The sequence below is a fragment of the Martelella lutilitoris genome (assembly GCF_016598595.1).
Taxonomy (GTDB): domain Bacteria; phylum Pseudomonadota; class Alphaproteobacteria; order Rhizobiales; family Rhizobiaceae; genus Martelella; species Martelella lutilitoris_A.
This window is the reverse complement of record NZ_CP066786.1, coordinates 1,889,296-1,911,359: the sequence shown is the minus strand read 5'-3', so window position 1 is coordinate 1,911,359 and position 22,064 is coordinate 1,889,296. Positions and strand designations below refer to the sequence as shown.

Below are 22,064 nucleotides of genomic sequence, written 5' to 3'. Positions count from 1 at the left end.
AGGAGTTTTTATCATGGTAGCTATCGCCTCCATCCCGACGCGTCGTCCGTTCAACCGTCGTCGCAAGACCTGCCCCTTCTCCGGCGCCAACGCTCCGAAGATCGATTACAAGGACGTTCGTCTGCTGCAACGCTACATTTCCGAGCGCGGCAAGATCGTTCCGTCCCGCATCACGGCCGTCAGCCAGAAGAAGCAGCGTGAACTCGCCCGCGCCATCAAGCGCGCCCGCTTCCTCGGCCTCCTGCCCTACGTCGTTTCGTAAGGTTCGGCTTCAAGGTTTTGGCGGGCGGGGCCGGCCTTCGCGCTCCCCGCCCTCCGTGTTCTCTGTGTCATCCTCGGGCTTAACCCGAGGATCCAGGCCAGGTTTTCCGGGCGTCATGGATGCTCGGGTCAAGCCCGAGCATGACACAAGAGAGATTGGCTCCGGCGCGGTGGGCGCGCAGCAGCCAGAAAATTGAACCCAGGTTGGGAAACTTGATTTCCCTAACTGCTCGAAGGGCAGGACAGCGGATGAAAACACTCAATGCAAAGACAGTGCTGATCGGCGCGCTTGCCGGCGTCGCGGGCTTCATGCTCGCTTATGCCGCGAGTTTCAACGCGCTGTTTTCAACGCTGCTTTCCGCCGCCTCCGCCCTTCCGATCCTGATTGCCGGCCTCGGCTGGGGCAATGCCGCCGCCATCGCGGCGATCATCGTGGCAGGCGGACTCGGCGCGACCATGGTCTCGCCATTCTTCGCTCTCTACACGCTCGCCATCACCCTTGTGCCCGCCGGCTGGCTCAGCCATCTCGGCAACCTGGCGCGCCCGGCAAGCGAGATCGGCGGCCCGGAAGGCCTGACCGCCTGGTACCCGCTTTCCGATATCCTCATGCATCTTTGCGCCGTCATCACGCTGGCGCTGATCGTTCTCGGCTTTGCCGCCGGATACGGACCCGATGCGACGGGCGAACTGATCGACGCCTTCATGCAGGCGCTGGCGATGCAGAACCCGGACCTTGCCGCCGACGCGGCGCTGGTGGCGCAGTTCAAGTCGATGTTCGTGGTCATGCTGCCGATCGTCCAGGGCGCGACCTCGGTCATCCTGCTGTTCGTCGCCTATCATTTCGCCGCGCGGATCGCGATTGCGTCGGGGCTGACGAGCCGGCCGCGCGAGGATGTGGCGAAATCGCTGCGCATGCATCGCAATGCCATCTTCGTGTTTCTCGCGGCGCTGGTCGCGACCTTTTTCGGCGGAACGATCGGCCTCATCGGCGCGGCCTGCCTCGGCGCCTTCGGCGGCGGCTTCCTGCTGGCCGGCCTTGCCCGCATGCATCTGGCCGCGCGCGGCCAGAGCTGGGGCGTGCCGGTCATCATCCTCTCCTATCTTTCGCTGATTTTCACCTTCCCGGCCCTGATCTTCGTGGTGATGGGTCTTCTCGACACACGGCGGGCCATTGCTCTCTCGCCGGGAGCAAATCCGCCCGGAAATGACGACGACACAGACGACAACGAAAGGAACAACCCATGGACGTAATCCTGCTTGAACGCATCGCCAAGCTTGGCCAGATGGGCGAAACCGTGAAGGTTCGCGATGGCTATGCCCGTAACTACCTGCTGCCGACCGGCCGCGCGCTGCGCGCCAACGCCGCCAACAAGGCCCGTTTCGAAGCCGAGCGCGCTGTGCTGGAAGCCCGTAACCTCGAGCGCCGCAACGAAGCCCAGAAGGTTGCCGACACGCTTGACGGCAAGTCCTTCATCGTTGTTCGCTCCGCCGGCGAAACCGGCCAGCTCTACGGTTCGGTCGCAACCCGCGACATCGTCGAGATCCTCGGCGAGGAAGGCTACAAGATCTCCCGCAACCAGGTGGTTCTCAACCACCCGATCAAGACGGTCGGTCTGCACAAGGTCGAAGTCCAGCTCCACGCGGAAGTCTATGTCACCGTCGAGCTGAACGTCGCCCGCACCGCCGAGGAAGCCGAGCGGCAGCTCAAGGGTGAAGACCTCACCTCCGCTGACGCCATCTACGGCGTCGATGAGGACGCGCTGCGTCCGGAAGACTTCTTCAACCCCGATGCCGACTACGACCTCGACGAGGACGAAGGCGAAGAAGCCGAAGCCGCTGGCGAGGAAGAAGGCGAAGAGGAAGTCAAGAACGCCTGATCGGCGGCTTGAAGCTTCGGATATCAAGGGCCCGGCCTTCCGCACAGGAGGCCGGGCTTTTCTGTGGTATCATGTACCTTCACACATCCGAATCATGTCAAGGTCGACGGCCTGTTTTCGCCTCGTCCGCTTTTGTCTGGCCCTGCGCCCTGTGGATTGCGGGCAAGACTGGAGAATGTGATCGCGATGACGGTGAGCGGGTGCGGATGATCCGCTAGTGATAGTTTGCCAAGCCAGTCCCAGGACACCGAGAAAAGACCGATCATGAATGACATCGCGCCTTCCCTTTCCTTCCAGACGCCCGGCGCGCAGCAGACGCGTGAGGCGCCGAACAATCTGGAAGTCGAGCAGGCCCTGCTCGGCGCGATTCTCGTCAACAACAGCGCCTTCTACCGCGTGTCGGACTTCCTGAAGCCGGAGCATTTCTACGAGCCGCTGCACCGCAGGATCTACGAGCTTGCCGGCGATACGATCCGCATGGACAAGATCGCCAACACGATCACGCTCAAGACCCATCTGCCCTCCGACGTGAAGGTCGGCGACCTGACGGTGGCGCAATATCTCGCGCGGCTAGCCGCCGAGGCCGTCACCATCATCAATGCGGAAGACTATGGCCGCACCATCTACGACCTGGCGCTGCGGCGGCAGCTGATCGAGATCGGCGAGGATATCGTCAACACCGCCTATGATGCGCCGATCGACCTGCCGCCGTCCGAGCAGATCGAGGACACCGAGCGCAAGCTGTTCGCGCTGGCCGAGACCGGTCGCTATGAGGGCGGCTTCCAGTCCTTCGAGAACGCCGTGACGATCGCCATCGACATGGCGAGCAAGGCGTTTGAAAGCGATGGCCATCTCTCCGGCATCTCCACCGGCCTCAACACGCTCGACGCCAAGATGGGCGGTCTGCAGCGCTCGGACCTGATCATCCTCGCCGGACGTCCGGGCATGGGCAAAACCTCGCTCGCCACCAACATCGCCTGGAACGTCGCCTCCGCCTATGAGCCGGAAGTCCTGCCCGATGGCACGGTCGAGGCGAAACAGGGCGGCGTCGTCGCCTTCTACTCGCTCGAAATGTCCGGCGAACAGCTCGCCACCCGTATCATCTCCGAGCAGACGGAAGTCTCGTCTTCGAAAATCCGGCGCGGCGACATCACCGAGGCCGATTTCGACAAGCTGGTCGCCTGTTCGCAGACCATGCAGAAGGTTCCGCTCTATATCGACCAGACCGGCGGCATCTCGATCGCCCAGCTTTCCGCCCGCGCCCGCCGGCTGAAGCGCCAGCGCGGCCTCGATTTGCTCGTGGTCGACTATGTGCAGCTGATGACGGGTTCGAAGAAATCCGGCGAGAACCGCGTGCAGGAGGTGACCGAGATCACCACCGGGCTGAAGGCGCTCGCCAAGGAACTGAACGTGCCGATCATCGCGCTCTCACAGCTTTCCCGCCAGGTGGAAAACCGGGACGACAAGCGACCACAGCTTTCCGACCTGCGCGAATCGGGCTCGATCGAGCAGGACGCGGACGTCGTGCTGTTCGTCTACCGCGAGGAGTATTACGTCCAGAACCTCGAGCCGCGCGACCCTGACGATCCGGCCTATGACGAGTGGAAGATGAAATACGAGAAGGTGCGCGGGACGGCCGACGTCATCATCGCCAAGCAGCGTCACGGCCCGACGGGCACGGCAAACCTCGCCTTCCAGGCCGCCTATACCCGCTTTGCGGATCTTGCCGACCCGTCCTATGCGAGTTTCGACGATTAGGCATGGGCGAAATGGCGTGAACGCGCTATGATTGCCGAGATTCTGCAATAAACGGCGATTTCATGTCTGAATTTTCGAACGATCTCAACGATGAACCGCTGCAGGAAGGGGAAATCCCCTTTTCGGCGGCTCCCGCCCGGCTGAGCGTCGATCTCGGCGCCATTGTCAGCAACTGGAAGACCATGCGCACGCTCTCCGGCAGCGCCCGGACGGCGGCCGTGGTCAAGGCCGATGGCTACGGTCTCGGGATCGAGGATGTCGGCGAAGCGCTTTACGGCGCGGGCGCTGCCGATTTTTTCGTCGCCGTGCCGGATGAGGGCGCGACGCTCAGGCGGTTTGCGCCCGATGCCCGCATCTTCGTCCTCTCCGGCATGTGGCCCGGTACGGAAGAGCTCTTTTTCGAACATGATCTCGTGCCGGTATTGGCGAGCACCGAACAGCTCTCCTTTTTCTTCGCGGCGGTCGCGGAATATGGCGATTACCCCTGCGCGCTTCAGGTCGACACCGGCTTCAACCGGCTCGGCCTCACCGTGGAGGAAGCGCTGGCGCTTGCCGGCGATGTCTCGCGGCCGGCGAGCTTCGAACCCGTGCTCATCCTCTCCCATCTTGCCTGCGCGGACGATCCCGCCTCGCCGATGAACAAAAAGCAGCTCGAATGGTTCCGCATCGCGGCCGCCGCCTTCGAGGGCGTCGAGGCCAGCCTGTCGGCCTCTGCCGGCATCTTTCTCGGGCCGGACTATCATTTCGATCTCACCCGTCCCGGGATCGCGCTCTACGGCGGCGATTCGCAGCCGGGCACCGCGCGGAAGCTCAGGCCCGCGGCACGGGCGGAGGCCAGGATCGTCCAGATCCGCAATGCCCGCGCAGGCGAAACCGTGAGCTACGGCGCGACCTGCCGGCTTTCCCGCGACAGCCGGCTGGCCATTGCCGCGGCCGGCTATGCCGATGGCTATCATCGGTCGCTTTCGGGTTCCGGCGCGCCGCTGCGCGATGCCGTCAATCCCGGCGGCTTCGGGTTTGTTGCGGGACACAAGGTGCCGATTGCCGGGCGGATCACCATGGACATGACCATATATGACGTGACCGATGTTCCGGAGGAGGCAATCCGCGTGGGCGACTATATCGAGCTGATCGGCCCCAACCTGCCGCTGGACGAGGCGGCCACGGCGGCCGGAACGATCGGGTATGAATTGCTCACCTCCCTTGGCTTGCGTTACCGTCGCCGCTATATCCAGCCGGACTGACGCTTTTTCCGACAAAGAAGAGACCTTGGCCAAACAGAAGACCCAGTTCATCTGCCAGAATTGCGGCAGCATCCATGCCCGCTGGGCGGGGCGATGCGATGCCTGCGGCGCCTGGAACACGATCGTCGAGGAAAATCCCTCGGCCGGCATCGGCGGCGGTCCGGCCCGCGCACCGAAGAAGGGCCGGCCCGTGGCCCTCGTCAAGCTCGACGGAGAAAGCGAGGAGGCGCCGCGCATCGCGAGCAAGATGGCCGAGTTGGACAGGGTGACCGGCGGCGGCTTCGTGCGCGGCTCGGCGGTTCTCGTCGGCGGCGATCCCGGCATCGGCAAATCGACGATCCTGATGCAGGCGGCGGCGGCGCTGGCACGCCAGAACCAGCGGGTGATCTATGTCTCGGGCGAAGAGGCGATCGCCCAGGTCAGGCTTCGCGCGCGCCGCCTTGGCGCGGCGGATACCGAGGTGCTTCTCGCCGCCGAAACCAATGTCGAGGACATTCTGGCGACGCTTGCGGAAGGGCCGCGGCCGGACCTCGTCATCGTCGATTCGATCCAGACGCTCTGGTCGGATCAGGCGGAAGCCGCGCCCGGCACGGTGACCCAGGTGCGCACCGGCGTGCAGGCGATGATCCGCTTTGCCAAGCAGACGGGCACGGCCATGGTGCTCGTCGGCCATGTGACCAAGGAGGGACAGATCGCAGGGCCCCGGGTGGTCGAGCACATGGTCGACGCCGTGCTTTATTTCGAGGGCGAGCGCGGCCATCACTACCGCATCCTGAGAACGGTGAAGAACCGCTTCGGCCCGACCGACGAGATCGGCGTGTTCGAAATGGGCGACACCGGCCTGCGCGAGGTGGCCAATCCCTCGGAGCTTTTCCTGGGCGAGCGCAACGACAAGGCGCCGGGCGCAGCCGTCTTCGCCGGCATGGAGGGCACGCGGCCGGTTCTGGTGGAGGTGCAGGCGCTGGTGGCCCCGACCTCGCTCGGCACGCCGCGCCGCGCCGTCGTCGGCTGGGATTCGGCCAGGCTCTCGATGATCCTGGCCGTGCTCGAGGCCCATTGCGGCGTCCGGCTCGGCAATCACGACGTCTACCTCAACATTGCCGGCGGCTACCGCGTCACCGAGCCCGCGGCAGACCTTGCGGTTGCAGCAGCGCTCATTTCCTCGCTCGCCGGACTTGCTCTCCCGCCCGATTGTGTCTATTTCGGCGAGGTCAGTCTTTCGGGAGCGATACGACCGGTGACCCATGCCGCGCAACGGCTGAAGGAAGCCTCAAAGCTTGGTTTCTCGCGCGCCGTTCTGCCTTCGGGTTCGGCGGAAATTGCGCCAGGCAGCGCAAACGGGCTAAAAGGGCTCGAAGCCTTGCCGGAACTTGTGGCCGATATCGCGGGCATGAAGCCGGAGACCGCAGCGGACGACAGCGATTGAGGCGCCGGCGGGCGCAACGGCCATGCGTGTGCGGGCCACGACAAGCGGAGCAATGAATGCCAGTAACCCTGTTCGATCTGATCGTCCTCGGCGTTGTCCTGTTCTCGGCCCTTCTCGCCATGGTGCGCGGCTTCTCCCGCGAAATCCTCTCGCTTCTGGCCTGGGGGCTTTCGGCCGCGATCGCCTATGTCGGCTATCCTTTTCTTGCGCCGACATTCGAGGGGTTTCTGGACGATCCGCGCATGTCCATGGCCGGCGCCTTCGCCGTCATCTTTCTGATCGCGCTTGTGCTTCTTTCGCTGGTGACCACGCGATTTGCGGATTATATTATCGACAGCCGCGCCGGCGTGCTGGACCGTTCTCTCGGTTTCGTCTTCGGCCTTGTGCGCGGCGTGCTTATTCTTGCGGTGGCCGTCGCGTTCTGGAACTGGCTGGTCGGCGATGCCCAGAGCCCCGACTGGATCCGCAACGCCAAGTCGAAACCCGCGCTCGACATGCTTGCCGCCAAGCTGGAATCCTATCTGCCCGGCGGCGGGGAGTTGGAGAGTTCGCTTGACCGCGACCAAAGCCGGCTACTGGCAATGATTGACGGTAACGCCATTTTGAAGTTCCGGCCGGATGCCCGGCCTATCTGATATCTCTAGTACTGTCTGGATGAACCTGCTTTCGCACGAGCCCTGCCCCAGCCATTTCCGGATCACGCGATGACCACCAGTTTCGACGACTATGACGATTTCAGCCTTGACGACGATACGCTGCACGAGGAATGCGGCGTCTTCGGCATTCTTGGCCATCCCGATGCGGCGGCGCTGACCGCGCTCGGCCTGCACGCGCTGCAGCATCGCGGCCAGGAAGCGGCCGGCATCGTCTCCTATGACGGCCAGCAGTTCCGCTCCGAGCGCCATCTCGGCCTCGTAGGCGACCACTACACCGATCCGGCCATGCTGGAGAGCCTGAAGGGCTCGATGGCCATGGGCCACGTGCGTTACTCCACGACCGGCGGAACGGTGCTGCGCAACGTCCAGCCGTTGTTCGCCGAACTCGGCGTCGGCGGCATCGCCATTGCCCATAACGGCAACTTCACCAACGGCCTGTTCATGCGCCGCAAGCTGATCTCCGACGGGGCGATCTGTCAGTCGACATCGGATACCGAGGTCGTGCTGCACCTGATCGCCCGTTCGCGCGCCAAGACATCCTCCGACCGCTTCATCGACGCCATCGGCCAGATGGAAGGCGGCTATTCGATGATCGCGATGACCCGCACCAAGCTGATCGCCGCGCGCGACCCGACGGGCATCCGCCCGCTGGTGATGGGCGAATTGAACGGCAAGCCGATCTTCTGTTCGGAAACCTGCGCGCTCGACATTATCGGCGCCAAGTTCATCCGCGATGTCGAAAACGGCGAGGTCGTCATCTGCGAGCTGCAGCCCGACGGAACGGTCTCCATCGACAGCCGCAAACCCGCGCTGAAACAGCCCGAACGGCTCTGCCTGTTCGAATATGTCTATTTCGCCCGCCCCGATTCCATCGTCGGCGGCCGCAATGTCTACCAGACGCGCAAGAACATGGGCGTCAATCTCGCCCGCGAGGCGCCCGTCGAGGGCGACGTGGTCGTGCCCGTTCCCGATGGCGGCACCCCGGCGGCGATCGGCTATGCGCAGGAAAGCGGCATTCCCTTCGAGCTCGGCATCATCCGCAACCATTATGTGGGCCGCACCTTCATCGAGCCGACGCAGCAGATCCGCGCCTTTGGCGTGAAGCTGAAGCATTCGGCAAACAAGGCGGTGATTGCCGGCGCGCGCGTGGTGCTGATCGACGATTCGATCGTGCGCGGCACGACGTCGGTGAAGATCGTGCAGATGCTGCGCGAGGCCGGGGCGAAAGAAGTGCATATCCGCGTTGCCAGCCCGATGATCTATCATTCCGACTTCTACGGCATCGACACGCCCGACCGAGACAAGCTGCTTGCCAACAACCACGAGACGCTCGCCGACATGTGCAAGTTCATCGGCGCGGATTCGCTGCAGTTTCTCTCGATCGACGGGCTCTACATGGCCGTCGGCGGCGAGAAGCGCAACAACGCCCTGCCGCAGTTCACCGACCACCAGTTCACCGGGGACTATCCGACCCGCCTGCTCGACAAGGAGCATGAGGGCGAGTTTTCCAAGATCGAGCTTCTGGCCGGCAACGGCTGAAGCCTGAACACGTCCGGAGACAACATCATGAGCAAGTCACTCGAAGGCCGGCTGGCGGTCGTCACCGGCGCCTCGCGCGGCATCGGCTATTTCACCGCGCTGGCCCTGGCGAAAGAAGGCGCGCATGTGATCGCCTGCGCGCGCACCGTCGGCGGGCTCGAGGAACTCGACGACGCGATCAAGGCCGACGGCAACGGCTCGGCTACGCTGGTGCCGATGGACCTTGCCGATATGGGCGCGATCGACAGGCTCGGCGGCTCGATCTTCACGCGCTGGGGCAAGCTCGACATCATGGTCGCCAATGCCGCCGTCCTCGGCGTCGTCTCGCCGCTCGCCCATCTGGAAGCCAAGGTGTTCGAACAGGTGATGGCCGTGAACGTGACGGCGACGTGGCGGCTGATCCGTTCGCTCGAACCGCTCCTGCTGCAGTCGGATGCCGGGCGCGCGGTGCTGATCTCCTCCGGCGTTGCCCACACCTGCCGCCCCTTCTGGGGCGCCTATGCCGCCTCCAAGGCCGCCGTCGAGGTTCTGGGGCGCACCTGGGCCGCGGAAACCGCACACACCGCGATCAAGGTCACGAATTTCGACCCGGGCCGCACCCGCACCGCCATGCGCGCGCAGGCGGCCCCCGGCGAGGACCCGATGACGCTGCCGCATCCAAGCGAAGTGGCGGAAAAGATCGTGCCGCTGGTCAGCCCCGACTTTCAGGAGAGCGGCAGGCTTTTCGTCTCGCGGGAAGACCGGCTGAAGGATTATCGCCTGCCGGAATAGGCACGGCAGGGAGGAACATGATGGCGCAATGGCTGAACGAACCGGCTGAATGGTCGGAAGAGAACGGGACGCTGGAACTGGTGACCGACAAGGCTACCGATTTCTGGCGCAAGACCTTCTACGGCTTTACCCGCGACAGCGGCCATGCCCTGCTTGAGCCGGTCGCCGGCGATTTCTCGGCCAGCGCGACCGTCACCGCCGATTACGAGACGCTTTACGATCAGGCCGGCCTCTTCCTCAGGATCGACGAGACCCACTGGATCAAGGCGGGCATCGAGTTCACCGACGGGCTGATGCACTTCTCCACCGTCGTCACCCGCGATGTCTCGGACTGGTCCGTCATTCCGCTACCTGACGCAGACCCGCAGATACCGGTCTCGATCCGCATCACCCGCCATGATGACGCCGCGCGCGTTCAGTTTCATCTCGGCGACGGCCGCTGGCAGATGGCGAGGCTCTGCCCCTTCCCCGCCTCGGACGCCCTGATCGGCATGACGGCCTGCACGCCGGAACGGGCGGGACTGAGGGTCCGCTTCTCCGGCTTTTCGGTCGGCGCTCCCATCCCGCGCGACTTGCACTGAGCGGGAGTCAGGCCCGGCGCATGCGCCACATCAGACCGGCGCAGACCACCAGACACACGCCGCCGCACAGGCTGACCGCCACAAACCCGATACCCGCGTAGAGAGCGCTCATCAAGAGCGGCCCGAAGAACACCGCGATATAGGTGGCGGTGGTGTTGAGGCCGATCAGCGTTCCGCGGGCTTCAGGCTTGCGTTGGGCGAGAAGCAGGACGGTCAGGTTCAGCCCGAAATGGTTGAAGATGCCGAGCAGGAATGTCGCCGCCAGCGATGACCAATAGGCTTCCGTGGCCGGATAGAGCAGCAGATAGAGAAGCGCCGAGCCGCAAAGCAGGAACGGAAACAGCCTTGCCGGGCCGGCCCGGTCCACATGGCGGGCCGCCGCGCCGCCGACGGCGAACCCGATCCCGTATGTCATGACGGCGAGGCTTGCCGCCGCGGCGCCGATGCCGAGCGTTTCCCGCATTCTCAGACCGAGCAGCGCATAGGTGCCGTAGAAGACTGTCATGAACAGGAGGCCCGTCAAGAGCATGCTGACGACGCCGGGAACGCGGAACAGGTCGCGACGGCGGTGGACGGCCTCAACGCTGCCCGGGCGCTGTCTGTCTCCGGTCAGAGCGAAGGTGAGGCATGCCAGCAGGGCCAGTGCGGCGAGCCCACCATAGGCAAGCCGCCAGTCCATTACATCGCTCAGCATTGCCGAAAACGGAACACCGACAATCAGCGAAAGCGACCAGCCGGAGAGGACGATGCCGAAGGTGCGCGCGCCCTCGCCGCTCGGGGCCGAACGAACGGCCTGGGAGTAGATCGCCGGCAACAGCACGCCCGTCGCAAGGCCAGCCAAGGCCTGAAAAAAGGCAAGCGCCTGCCAGGCCGGGCTTGCGGCGGATCCGGCAAAGCCAAGCGCAAGCACCAGCGCGGCGCCGCCCAGCACCACCCGCATGGCGTTGCGGTCGATCAGGCGGGAAAGAAAAAAGGCCGAAAAGGCGGCCGCCGCCCCGAAAGCGGAGATCGCCCGCGTCACCGCGACCGGCTCCGCGTCGAGCGTCCGCGCCACGTCGCCGAGGATAGGCCCGAGAATGAAGGAGTTCGCGCCGATCAGGAACACGCCGATGACCAACGCTGCCAGCCGCAGGCGTTGAAGAAGGATAGAATGCACGGGAAAGCCTATGCGCGGTGATTCACTTCAAGCCATTATCCGTGATCACCGGCGACAATCAACCGCGACCCTCACGCCTGTTGCTTCGCGATCCAGTCGTGATCCGGATGGTTCTTGAAGCGCCATTTGCGCATCGGCCCTGCCATGACATTCAGATAGTACATCTCATAGCCATGCGGCGCGCCGCAGGGATGATGGCCCTTCGGCACCAGCACCACCTCGCCGTCATGCACAGCCATGGTCTCGTCCAGTTCGCCGTCCTCGGTGAAGACCCGCTGGAATCCGAAGCCCTGCGCCGGGTTCAGTCGGTGGTAATAGGTCTCCTCCAGATAGGTCATATCCGGAAATTTATCCTCGTCATGCCGGTGCGGCGGATAGGAGGACCAGTTGCCCGCCGGCGTGAACACTTCGGTTACCAGAAGACTGTCGGCGATGTCGCGGTCTTCCATGGCGATCGGGTGAATGAAACGGGTGTTTGAGCCCTTGCCGCGCTCTTCCAGGCCGATATTGTCGATCACCTGCGCCTTGTGGCCGCCCTTGCCGGGGGCCGAGCAGACGGCGAGCGTGCAGTCCGTTTCAGCCCTCGCCGCCCATTCGGCATGGTCCGGCACATAGACGGCGGCAGGCTTTTCCCGCTCGAACACGTTCATGCGCTTGCCGAGCATGCCGAAGTCCTGCCCGGCCCCGGAAATCGCGGCCTTGCCCTCGACCAGCACGAGAATGACCTCGCGGTCCTCCGTCTTTTCCGAGACGGTCTCTCCGGCGGAAAGGCGATAGAGCCCGAAGCCGACATAGCCCCAGCCGGCGCTTTCGGGCGTGATGTCGTGAACCTTGCCATGGGTTCCGTTCGGCTTGACCAGCAATCGGCTCATCTCGGTTCTCCTCGTCTTCTCTCTAATTCAGTCCGGCTTCCTCAGCCGCCGCCTTCAGCGCCTTCAGCCCCATACTCTGATATTTGAACGGGTTGCGCACGGCGGGGTCCTGTTCGGCCTCGATCACGATCCAGCCGGAATAGCCGTGTTCCGCGGCAATCTTCAGCACCGGCGTGAAATCGACGATCCCCTCTTCGTCGCCAGGCACGGTAAAGACACCACGCCGCACGCCCTCGAGAAAGCTCAACCCCTCGTCCCGGACCTGCTTCATGATTTCGCCACGCACATTCTTGGCGTGGATATGCCGGACGCGGCCCATATGGCGGCGCGCCAGCGCTTGCGGATCGCCGCCGCCGAAGGTCGCGTGGCCGGTGTCGAGCAGAAGATGCACATCGGGACCCGTCAGCGCCATCAGCCGGTCGATCTCGGATTCGCTCTGAACGATCGTGCCCATATGATGGTGATAGACGAGCGCGATGCCATCCTCGGCGCAATAGGCCCCGATCGCATCGAGCTTTGCGGCAAAACCGTCCCAGGCGGCATCGTCCAGCACCGGACGTTCCGAGAGCGCAAGCGCGTCATTGCCGTGAATGGCATTTGATGTCTCGCAGACGATGCAGACCTTTGAGCCCTGCGATTTCAGCAAGTCGAGGTGCGGGCGGATCGCGGCCTTCTCGTCTTCAACCGCATGCGTGAGCAGGTTCAGCGAGTGCCAGCCGGAGACGAATTTGAGGCCATGGGCGGAGAGTACGGCCGAAAGCGCTTCCGGTTCGGTCGGGAACTTGTGGCCCTTCTCAATACCGTCAAACCCGATTTCGGCGGTCTCGGACAGGCAGGTTTCAAGCGGGATGTCAGCGCCGAGGCTCTGGTCGTCATCATTCGACCAGGCGATCGGATTGGTTCCGAAGAGGATCATGATTTCACCCTTTCAAAGGCAAAAGGAACTCAGTCAAAGGCCCGCTGGCGGGCGCGGTCCTTCAGATAGTTTTCACGCGCCGCATTCACTTGCGTGCGTTCGGAAACTTCCGGCACGGCCACATCCCACCAGTTGCCGCCGGCTTCCGTGGTGATCATCGGGTCGGTGTCGATCACGATCACATGGCTGCGGTCGCTGGACTTGGCGCGCTTCAGCGCTTCCTCCAGCGCTTCGATGCCATCGACCTTCTCCGCGATCGCGCCAAGGGCGGCGGCATGGGCGGCAAAGTCGATATCCGACGGCACGACATGACGCGCGGTATCGATCAGATTGTTGAAGCTCTCGCCGCCGGTCGCGCGCTGAAGCCGGTTGATGCAGCCGAAACCGCGATTGTCGAGCACGACGACGGTGATCTTCTGCCCGAGCATGACGGAGGTCGCGAGTTCGGAATTGGCCATCAGGTAGGAGCCGTCGCCGAGCATGACGATGACGTCGCGCTCCGGCAGCGCCATCTTGACGCCGAGGCCGCCGGCGATCTCGTAGCCCATGCAGGAATAGCCATAGTCGAGGTGGTAGCCATTGGGGCGTTCGGCCTGCCAAAGCTTGTGCAGCTCGCCCGGAAGTCCCCCGGATGCGCAGACCACAATCGCATCCACCCCGCTCTGGCGCTGCACCGCGCCGATCACATGCCCGTCGCTCGGCAGCGCATTGCCGGCGGGCGCATCGGTCGCGGCAGCAACGGCAGCCATCCACGTCTCTTTCAAAGCGGGATCGATCGCGGGCGCCTGATGCCCGCCCAGCTTCTCGCCCAGCATTTCCAGGGCAACCCGCGCATCGGCCACCAGCGGCAGGGCATCATGCTTGTAGCTGTCGAAGGCCGTGACATTGATCGCCAGAATGCGCCGCGCGGGGTTCTTGAACACGGACCAGGAACCGGTGGTGAAATCCTGAAACCGCGTGCCAAGCCCGATCACCAGATCGGCCTCCGCGGCAACCGCATTGGCAGCCGACGCGCCGGTGACGCCGATCGAGCCGAGGTTGAGCGGGTGGCTGGCGGGAAGCGAGGACTTGCCGGCCTGGGTTTCGGCAACCGGGATCCGATGCTTTTCAGCAAAGGCTTTCAGCGCCTCCGTCGCCCCGGAATAAAGTACGCCGCCGCCCGCCACGATCAGCGGCCGTTTGGCAGACCTGATGGCGTCAACCGCCCGGACGAGCGCATCCGCATCCGGCGCAGGGCGGCGCTGATGCCAGGTCTTTTCGGCGAAGAAGCTTTCCGGCCAGTCGAAGGCTTCCGCCTGAACGTCCTGGCAGAAGGAGAGCGTGACGGGACCGCAGCGTTCGGGATCCGTCAGTGTCGACAGCGCGCGCGGCAGTGCGGTCAGCAACTGTTCGGGCCGGGTGATCCGGTCGAAATAGCGGCTGACGGGACGGAAGCAGTCATTGGCGGAAACCGTCGCGTCATCGAAATCCTCGACCTGCTGCAGCACCGGATCGGGCGCGCGGCTGGCGAAGACATCGCCGGGTATCAGCAGCACCGGCAGGCGGTTCACATGGGCGAGCGCGCAGGCCGTCACCATATTGGTCGCTCCGGGGCCGATGGAGGTCGTCACCGCCATGGCCTGACGGCGGTTCTTCGCCTTGGCATAGGCGATCGCGGCATGCGCCATGGTCTGCTCGTTATGGCCGCGCCAGGTGGGAAAGCTGTCGCGCACGCCATAAAGCGCCTCGCCAAGCGCCGCGACATTGCCGTGGCCGAATATCGCCCAGCAGCCGGGAATGACGGGATCGCCGTCCTCGTTCTTCTGGGCAATCAGATAGCGCACCAGTGCCTGCGCGGCGGTCAAGCGGATCGTTCTCATCAAAACGCCTCATCTCTTTCATGCTGTGTCGCAGCCTGCCGGGCCTCGTCCCAGTAGCGGCAGAAGCTGCGGTATTTTCCCGTCATTTCGGCCACGGCCTCTTCGTCGCTGATTGTGCCGGAGAGCCAGGCCCGCGCCGCGTCGGCGAAGATCGAGCGGCCGACAGCAAACCCCTTGACCAGCGGAAAACGCGCGGCCTCGGCAAAGCTGGCCGCCAGTTCCTCTTCCGGGGCATCGAGCCCCAGAACGACGATACCGCGGGTATGGCGGTCATTGCGCTCGATCGCCGCACACACATTGAACCAAGCGGCCTCTGTTGTCAGCGGCTCCAGCTTCCACCAGTCGGGATAGATGCCGATCTCGTAAAGCCGCTCGATCACCCGCGCGGCGCTCATATCATCCGTCTCACCATGCTTTGATGACACGACCTCCATCAGGAATTCCAGCCGGTTTCGTCGCGCGGCGGCAAAGAGCCGCGTCAGCGTCGCTTCCTGCTCGGCCTTCAGCGCCGCATCATCGTCCGGATGGTAGAAGCACAGGACCTTGACCACATGCTCGGCCGGCCATTCGGCAAGCCCGCCCATGTCCTCGCCAAGCTCCGGCTCAAGCGTGAGCGGGCGCGAACCCGGCCATTCGGTCGGTCGCCCGATCCAGAGACCGGTTCCGGCTGCCTTGTAAAGCGAGGAACGGCCGATCCGGCTGTCGCAGAGAATGCCATACCCCGGCCTGCCGTCGGCCACGTCCAGCGCCGCTTTCAGGCAAAGTTCCTTGAAGGCGCCCAGCCTTTGGGCCGGAACCCCGCACTCCTCGGCCATGTCTTCAAGCTGGATCCGGTGGTCGAAGGCAAAGACCCGCATTTCCGGCCAGTCGCCGTGCCGGTTGGTCGACCAGTGCAACTGTTCCAGCGCCTTGTCCTTGCGCAGCGCCAGCGTGGTCGAGCCATGCGCCAGGAAATACTCGAGCTCCGTCAGGCTGGGATAAGCCGGCGTGCAGCCGTGGCGCGAAACGGCGAAGGCGCCGCAGGCATTGGCGATCGTCAGGCTCTCGGCCCAGCCCCGATCCGTCAGCCATCCCTTCAGGAGCCCGGCCATGAAGCCATCGCCTGCCCCCAGAACATTGAAGACCTCGATGCGGAAGCTCCTGCCCGCAACGCCGCCGTCGATATCATCCGGAATAGCGCCCTCGAAGGCGGAGGCTCCGGCGGCGCCACGCTTCAGCACCAGCGTCGCCGCGCTCACCTTGCGCACATTCTTCAGCGCCTCAAGCGTATCCGTCGTGCCGCCGGCAATGTGGAACTCCTCTTCCGTGCCGACGATGAGATCGAAGAGATGCAGCGTTGATTGCAGCTTGGCGGTCACTTTCTCGGACGCAATGAAGCGGTTTTCGCCGTCGCCGTGACCGGAAAGCCCCCAGAGGTTCGGCCGGTAGTCGATATCGAGCGCGGTGCGCGCGCCGTGCTTGCGGGCAAGGTTCAGCGCCGTCAGCACCGCCGCCTCGGTCTGCGTGTTGGAAAGATGCGTGCCGGTGGCAACCAGCGAACGCGAGCGCGCAATCAGCGCCTCGTCGATATCGTCTTCGCAGAGCGCCATGTCGGCGCAGTTCTCACGATAGAAGATCAGCGGAAACTGATCCTCGTCCCGGATGCCCAGGATCACCAGCGCGGAGAGCCGTTGCGGATCGGTGACGACGCCGGTGACGTCTACCCCTTCCCGCTCCAGCTCTTCGCGGATGAAGCGGCCCATATGCTCGTCGCCGACGCGGGTGATCAGCCCGGATTTCAGCCCGAGACGCGCCGCGCCCGTCGCCATATTGGTCGGCGAGCCGCCGAGATATTTCTCGAAGGACAGCATATCTTCCAGCCGACCGCCGACCTGCGCGCCGTAAAGGTCGACCGAGGAACGGCCGATCGTGAGACAATCGAGTTCATGCATGCTCTAGACAGTGCCTCCCAGCGAGGATTCGAGTTCGACAAGTTCGCGCCCGCCCGCCATCAGGTCCTGCAACTGCTCGGCATTGATCTCGCCGCGCTTGGCTGTGCCAAGCGTCTTGCCGTGATTGATGACGGTGAAGCGATCGCCGACGGCAAGCGCATGACGGACATTATGGGTGATGAAGACGACGCCGATGCCCTTCTTGCGCACGGCATCGATGGTGGAAAGCACATTGGCCGTCTGGCGCACGCCGAGCGCCGAGGTCGGCTCGTCAAGGATCAGCACCCGCGCGCCGAAATAGACCGCGCGGGAAATGGCCACCGTCTGCCGCTCGCCGCCTGACAGCGTGCCGACAGCCTGATCGGCCGAGCGCAGATGAATGCCCATCTTCGCCATTTCCTCGACGGTGATGGCGCCCGCCTTTTTGTGGTCGAACACCTTGATCGGGCCGATGCGCCGCTCGGGCTCCCGGCCCATCCAGAAATTGCGGGTCACCGACATCAGCGGGATCATCGCCAGATCCTGATATACCGTGGCAACGCCTGCGGCCATCGCGTCGCGCGGATCGTTGAAACTGACTTCCTTGCCATCGACAAGGATGCGGCCATAGCTCGGCTTGTGCACGCCCGACATGGTCTTGATGAAGGTGGACTTGCCCGCGCCATTATCGCCAAGGAGGCAATGGCATTCCCCGGCCATCACCGAGAGCGAGACGCCGGCCAGCGCGATCACCGGGCCGAAATGCTTTTCGATTTCCTGAAGTTCGATCAGAGGTGCGCTCATCTCTAGCGTTCTCCCGTGATGCGACGGCGGATATAGGTGTTGAGGATGACGGCAAGCAGCAGGATGACGCCGAGGAAGACGCGGAACAGCGAGCTCTCGACGCCCGCGAAGAACAGGCCCTGCTGAACCACGCCGAAGATCAGCGCGCCAAGCGCCGCGCCGATGACGGACCCGTAGCCGCCGGTGAGCAGCGCGCCGCCGATGACCACCGAAATGATCGCCTCGAACTCCTTCAGAAGGCCGCGGTCTGCCGCCGCCGAGCCGAACTCCATCACCTGGCAGGTGGCAAAGATGGTGGCGCAGAAGGCCGTCAGCATGAACATCAGGATCTTCACCCGGTTGACCGGCACGCCGACATAACGCGCGGCCTGGGCATCGCCGCCGGCGGCGAAGATCCAGTTGCCGAATTTCGTCCGCACCAGAAGGAAATGGCCGAGCACGATCAGGATCAGTGCCCAGACCATCAGCATCGGAATGCCGTCGACGACGGGCTGACCGGCGCGCGGGCCGGCGACGAAGGTCGCGATCATGTCATTGTCGGCAAGCCAGCGGAAGAAGCCGCCGAACACCTTGCCGCCGAAAAGCGCGGCGACGAAATCACCCTCGGACGCCTCGCGCACGCCGCCGATGATCGTCTTGCCGGTGGTCGAGATGGCGATGAAGATCGTCAGCCCTCGAAGGATGAACAGGAAAGCGAGCGTGACGATGAAGGACGGCAGGCCGGTGCGGATCACCAGAAAGCCGTTCAGCGCGCCGATAGCGAGCGCGACGGCAAAGGCGGTGATGATCGCAAGCCAGGCGGGCCAACCCCACTGCACTGTCAAAAGCGCGATGATGATGCCGGAAAAGCCGATCATCGAGCCGATCGACAGGTCGAATTCACCCGCGATCATCAACAGGCAGGCACCGACGGCGATGATGGCGAACTGCGCCGAGACCGTGCCCCAGTTGATGAAGCCTTCGGCCGAAAACATTCCACTGTCGCCGGCAATCATGGCAAACAGCACGAAGACGAGAATGGTGCCGCAGATGGAGCCGAGCTCCGGCCTGATCAGCGCCTTGCGCCAGCGCGGCACCGGGCGCATGCGCTCCTCGAGGATCAGTTCCTCGATCGGCCGGTGCGGCTTTTGTTCATGGGTTTTGGACATCAGATTGTCTCCGCCACGTAGGCAATGGTTTCCCGCGCCGGCGGCGCGTTTTCGCTGCCTGCCGTACCGGGCGTCTCAAAAAACCGGCGGTTGCCGGCCAGGACGCCGCGCGGCAAATCCGCGCGGCGTCGCCATTGTCAAACGTCAGCGATACTGACCGGCGTATTTTTCAACCAGTTCGATATTGCTGTCGGTGATGAAGCCGGGCCCGGAATTGATCGAGTTGCCCGGCATCACGCCGTAGCGGGCGTAGTTGGTCAGGATGACCACCGGCAGATAGCCCTGCAGATAGGGCTGCTGGTCGATGGCGAAGTTGATCGTGCCGGCCTTGATCGCATCGGCAATGCCGCTCGAAAGGTCGAACGTACCGAAATAGACCTGCCCCGCCTTGCCGGTTTCATCAAGCGCGGCAATCGTCGGCTCAGCCGAGTTGGGGCCGAGCGTCAGGATCGCGCCGGTATCCGGATTGGCGTTCAGATAGGCCATCACCTTCGACTTGACCTCGGACGGGTCCATGCCGCTGTCGATCATCTGCTGGCCGAGCTCAACGCCCAGACCATCGGCAAAGCCCTGGCAGCGCTCAACGGATGCCGGATTGGTGATGTAGTGGTTGACGCACAGGAAGCTGTCGGCATCCGATTCCTTCTTGGCGCGCTCGCCGGCAAGCTTGCCCGCCATATATTCCGGCTGGCCCACATGCATCATCGCGCCGAGCTGCTTGGACTGCTCCTCCGTGCCCGAATTGATGGTGATCACCGGAATGCCCTTGGCCACGGCATCCGAGATCGGACCGGAAAGAACGTCATAATCGGCGATCGTGACGATGATGCCGTCCGGATTGGACGCGGCCGCCTGCTGGACGATGCGGCCCATATCGGCAAGGTCGCCGGTCGGGGGGTTGCGGTATTCCACTTCGACATCCATCTGGTCGCCCGCGACATTGATCGCGTTCTTGATCGTGTTCCACCAGCTGTCGCTGTCGGGCGCATGCGAGATCAGCACGAAGCGCTCGCCCTCGGCCCAGGCCGCGGCGGGCGCCAGGCTCGTCAGTGCAACGGCAGCAGCCGCCAGCGCAAGAAATCTGCTTTTCATCTTCAAGTCCTCCTCCAAGGGATGAATTCGCCCCGACCTCCTCCCGGCAAGGGCAATATCGGAACGCGAAACCGGTTCACGCCCCGGGAGGGAATTTAAATTCCATTCTGTGACGATTGCAATATTTATTTTCTATTTTTTCCATTCTTGCGTGCGGCGCCCACGGACACTGCAAGCGAGATCGCCAGCGACAGCGATCCGGAGAGGGCCCGGAAGGCGCCGACATCGGGTTCGGCCACGTTGAGCGTGGTGGCGCCGAGCCGCACCAGCGGGCTGGTGACGTAATCGGTGATGGCAACAAGGCCTGCGCCGCGCGCCCTTCCCGCTTCCGCGATCTCCAGCGTGCGCTCGGTATAGGGAGCAAAGGTGACGGCGAGCACGGCATCATTGGGCCGAATGGCATACTCCAGCCCGAGCCCCGCAATTCCCGTATGCAGCATTGCCGGAATATCCATCTTCTCGAAGGCATAGGCGAGATAGGAGGTGACCGGAAAGGCACGGCGGAAGCCGACGAGGTGGATGGTCTCGGCCTTTGCCAGCATCGCCACGGCCTCGTTCAGCGCTTCCGTCTCGACCGAGGCCAACAGGTTCTCAAGCGACAGACGGCCGACCTCTACGAATTCGGCGAGCAGCGCCGCCGGACTGTCGGAACCGTGATTCCTGAGCGAGTCGATACGCGTCGCATAATCCGGCCACTTGCGCGAATAGTCGCTCCGGAACAGACGCTGCATCTGGGAAAAGCCCGAAAAGCCAAGTTCCTGGCAGAACCGCATGAAGGCGGAAGGCTGAACGCCGGCCTCCGCCGAAAGCTCGGCCACCGTCGAGACCGCCACCCGGTCCGGATTGGCGGCAACGAAATCGGCGCATTGCTTCAGGCGCTTGGGGAAGCCCGGTGAGCGCTCCGCGAGACGGGCAAAAAAGGCGTCGATCGTATCGGGCGCATCACTTTCATGGTTGGGCATGGGCAGCTCCGCTATTGCACTTGACATATTCTACATTTGATGTTTTTAGAATTTTTATTCCATTTTCACAAGCGGCACAAGATCGTTCGCCGATACGGAATAGCGGGAGGATATATGACTGTATCGATTGCACTTTTGGGCGCAGGACGGATAGGCCGCGTTCACGCGCGCGCCGTCACCTCGGTGGCAGGCGTCCGGCTCGCCGCCATCGCCGACGCAAATGCTGAAGCCGCCGGCGAGATTGCCGCGCTTTACGAGACCGTTGTCTCGACGATCGACGATATCGCCGCCGATGACACTATCGACGCGGTGATCATCGCCACGCCGACCGGGACCCATGCCGATCTGATCGAGAAATTCGCCCGCGCCGGCAAGGCGATCTTCTGCGAAAAGCCGGTCGATCTCGATTCGGCCCGCGCCCGCCAGTGCCTTGCCGTCGTTGCGGAGACCGGGACGCGGCTGATGCTCGGCTTCAACCGCCGGTTCGATCCCAATTTCCAGGCGCTGAAGCAGACGATCGCCGACGGCAAGATCGGCAATCCGGAAATGCTGCATATTATTTCCCGCGACCCCGCCCCGCCGCCGATCTCCTACCTCGCCTCCTCCGGCGGCTTCTTCAAGGACATGACGATCCATGATTTCGACATGAGCCGGTTCCTGCTCGGCGAGGAGATCGAGACCGTGCAGGCCAGTGGCTCGGCGCTGATCGACCCGGAGATCGGCAAGATCGGCGATTTCGACAGCGCCTCGACCATCCTGACCACCGTTTCCGGCCGCCAGTGCACGATTTCCAACTCGCGCCGGGCCACATTCGGCTACGACCAGCGGATTGAAGTTCTGGGCTCGAAAGGCGCTGTTTCGGCGGAAAACCTGCGGCCCGCGTCGATCGAGCTGGCAACGGCCGAGGGTTTTCTGCGGCCGCCGATCTATGACTTCTTCATGACCCGCTATGTCGACGCCTTTGCCGCCGAAATCCGCAGTTTCGCTGAGAACCTGAAATCGGGCGCGGCGATGTCGCCGAGCGGCGATGACGGTCTGAAGGCGCTGGAGATCGCGGAAGCCGCCGATCTTTCGGCGCGCGAGAAGCGCCTGGTCTATGTCTCGGAGATCCGGGGCTGAGCGTCTTGCCGAAGCCCGAGGCAATGCGAGATTCGAGGATGGGGACTGCTCGAAACGCTGCCCGGCGTTTCGGGCTATTGCCCATGCAGGCACATTTCAGCGGCGGTAAAACG

Annotated in this window: 21 protein-coding genes; 11 read left to right on the top strand and 10 right to left on the bottom strand. The window is 63.7% G+C overall.

Annotated elements, in window-relative coordinates; translation table 11 throughout:
* Nucleotides 1-13 precede the first annotated feature (13 nt).
* The 3 genes from rpsR to rplI all read left to right on the top strand — a co-directional run bounded on the left by rpsR (nt 14) and on the right by rplI (nt 2,138).
* Entirely contained in the window at nt 14-262 is a 249-nt protein-coding gene (gene rpsR / locus JET14_RS09045; RefSeq protein ID WP_018062978.1) for a 30S ribosomal protein S18, read from the top strand.
* Between the two features lie 248 nt (nt 263-510).
* Nucleotides 511-1,512, top strand: a complete 1,002-nt coding sequence (locus JET14_RS09040; protein ID WP_200337723.1) for a DUF2232 domain-containing protein — start codon at nt 511-513, stop codon at nt 1,510-1,512.
* Nucleotides 1,503-2,138 carry a 50S ribosomal protein L9 gene (rplI, locus tag JET14_RS09035; protein ID WP_200337722.1) on the top strand — a complete coding sequence of 212 codons (636 nt, stop codon included), beginning with the start codon at nt 1,503-1,505 and terminating at the stop codon, nt 2,136-2,138. Before JET14_RS09040 ends, rplI begins: the two co-directional genes overlap by 10 nt.
* Nucleotides 2,139-2,230: 92 nt before the next feature.
* Here the strand turns inward: rplI and JET14_RS09030 are convergent, their stop codons facing one another.
* Nucleotides 2,231-2,413 (bottom strand): hypothetical protein, encoded by a 183-nt coding sequence (locus tag JET14_RS09030; protein ID WP_200337721.1) that lies wholly within the window; start codon nt 2,411-2,413, stop codon nt 2,231-2,233.
* Here JET14_RS09030 and JET14_RS09025 point away from each other — a divergent pair.
* From JET14_RS09025 to JET14_RS08995, 7 genes are all read left to right on the top strand, one after another.
* Nucleotides 2,403-3,896 carry a replicative DNA helicase gene (locus JET14_RS09025; protein WP_200337720.1) on the top strand — a complete coding sequence of 498 codons (1,494 nt, stop codon included), beginning with the start codon at nt 2,403-2,405 and terminating at the stop codon, nt 3,894-3,896. The two genes, JET14_RS09030 and JET14_RS09025, sit on opposite strands and share 11 nt — an antisense overlap.
* Before the next feature lie 62 nt (nt 3,897-3,958).
* Complete coding sequence (gene alr, locus JET14_RS09020) at nt 3,959-5,140, top strand: alanine racemase (RefSeq protein WP_200337719.1); 1,182 nt, start codon at nt 3,959-3,961, stop codon at nt 5,138-5,140.
* A gap of 25 nt (nt 5,141-5,165) precedes the next feature.
* On the top strand, nt 5,166-6,566 hold the full coding sequence (gene radA / locus JET14_RS09015; RefSeq protein WP_024709523.1) for a DNA repair protein RadA: 1,401 nt from the start codon (nt 5,166-5,168) through the stop codon (nt 6,564-6,566).
* A 56-nt stretch (nt 6,567-6,622) separates the two neighbouring features.
* A complete protein-coding gene (locus JET14_RS09010; protein ID WP_200337718.1) occupies nt 6,623-7,201 on the top strand; it encodes a CvpA family protein in 579 nt (192 codons plus the stop codon).
* A 69-nt stretch (nt 7,202-7,270) separates the two neighbouring features.
* The gene (gene purF, locus JET14_RS09005; protein ID WP_200337717.1) at nt 7,271-8,761 is read left to right on the top strand and encodes an amidophosphoribosyltransferase; all 1,491 of its coding nucleotides are present in this window, start codon (nt 7,271-7,273) and stop codon (nt 8,759-8,761) included.
* A gap of 27 nt (nt 8,762-8,788) precedes the next feature.
* A complete protein-coding gene (locus JET14_RS09000; RefSeq protein ID WP_200337716.1) occupies nt 8,789-9,532 on the top strand; it encodes an SDR family NAD(P)-dependent oxidoreductase in 744 nt (247 codons plus the stop codon).
* 20 nt (nt 9,533-9,552) lie between these two features.
* Complete coding sequence (locus JET14_RS08995; RefSeq protein WP_200337715.1) at nt 9,553-10,113, top strand: DUF1349 domain-containing protein; 561 nt, start codon at nt 9,553-9,555, stop codon at nt 10,111-10,113.
* A gap of 7 nt (nt 10,114-10,120) precedes the next feature.
* Here the strand turns inward: JET14_RS08995 and JET14_RS08990 are convergent, their stop codons facing one another.
* From JET14_RS08990 to JET14_RS08950, 9 genes are all read right to left on the bottom strand, one after another.
* A complete protein-coding gene (locus JET14_RS08990) occupies nt 10,121-11,269 on the bottom strand; it encodes an MFS transporter (RefSeq protein WP_200337714.1) in 1,149 nt (382 codons plus the stop codon).
* Between the two features lie 71 nt (nt 11,270-11,340).
* A complete protein-coding gene (gene iolB / locus JET14_RS08985; protein ID WP_200337713.1) occupies nt 11,341-12,141 on the bottom strand; it encodes a 5-deoxy-glucuronate isomerase in 801 nt (266 codons plus the stop codon).
* A gap of 22 nt (nt 12,142-12,163) precedes the next feature.
* Nucleotides 12,164-13,057, bottom strand: coding sequence for a myo-inosose-2 dehydratase (iolE, locus tag JET14_RS08980; RefSeq protein ID WP_200337712.1), 894 nt, complete (start codon nt 13,055-13,057; stop codon nt 12,164-12,166).
* A gap of 29 nt (nt 13,058-13,086) precedes the next feature.
* The gene (gene iolD, locus JET14_RS08975) at nt 13,087-14,916 is read right to left on the bottom strand and encodes a 3D-(3,5/4)-trihydroxycyclohexane-1,2-dione acylhydrolase (decyclizing) (protein ID WP_200337711.1); all 1,830 of its coding nucleotides are present in this window, start codon (nt 14,914-14,916) and stop codon (nt 13,087-13,089) included.
* Nucleotides 14,916-16,847: a bifunctional 5-dehydro-2-deoxygluconokinase/5-dehydro-2-deoxyphosphogluconate aldolase gene (locus JET14_RS08970; protein ID WP_200337710.1), complete on the bottom strand. Its 1,932-nt coding sequence runs from the start codon at nt 16,845-16,847 to the stop codon at nt 14,916-14,918. The genes iolD and JET14_RS08970 overlap by 1 nt, the downstream gene beginning before the upstream one ends.
* Nucleotides 16,848-16,850: 3 nt before the next feature.
* The gene (locus JET14_RS08965) at nt 16,851-17,630 is read right to left on the bottom strand and encodes an ATP-binding cassette domain-containing protein (protein ID WP_138749160.1); all 780 of its coding nucleotides are present in this window, start codon (nt 17,628-17,630) and stop codon (nt 16,851-16,853) included.
* Between the two features lie 2 nt (nt 17,631-17,632).
* Entirely contained in the window at nt 17,633-18,715 is a 1,083-nt protein-coding gene (locus JET14_RS08960) for an ABC transporter permease (RefSeq protein ID WP_432443082.1), read from the bottom strand.
* 207 nt (nt 18,716-18,922) lie between these two features.
* Complete coding sequence (locus JET14_RS08955; RefSeq protein WP_200337708.1) at nt 18,923-19,870, bottom strand: sugar ABC transporter substrate-binding protein; 948 nt, start codon at nt 19,868-19,870, stop codon at nt 18,923-18,925.
* A 125-nt stretch (nt 19,871-19,995) separates the two neighbouring features.
* Nucleotides 19,996-20,832, bottom strand: coding sequence for a MurR/RpiR family transcriptional regulator (locus tag JET14_RS08950; protein ID WP_200337707.1), 837 nt, complete (start codon nt 20,830-20,832; stop codon nt 19,996-19,998).
* Between the two features lie 114 nt (nt 20,833-20,946).
* On the opposite strand from JET14_RS08950, the gene iolG reads away from it, so the two are divergent.
* Entirely contained in the window at nt 20,947-21,951 is a 1,005-nt protein-coding gene (gene iolG / locus JET14_RS08945) for an inositol 2-dehydrogenase (protein WP_200337706.1), read from the top strand.
* Nucleotides 21,952-22,064 lie beyond the last annotated feature (113 nt).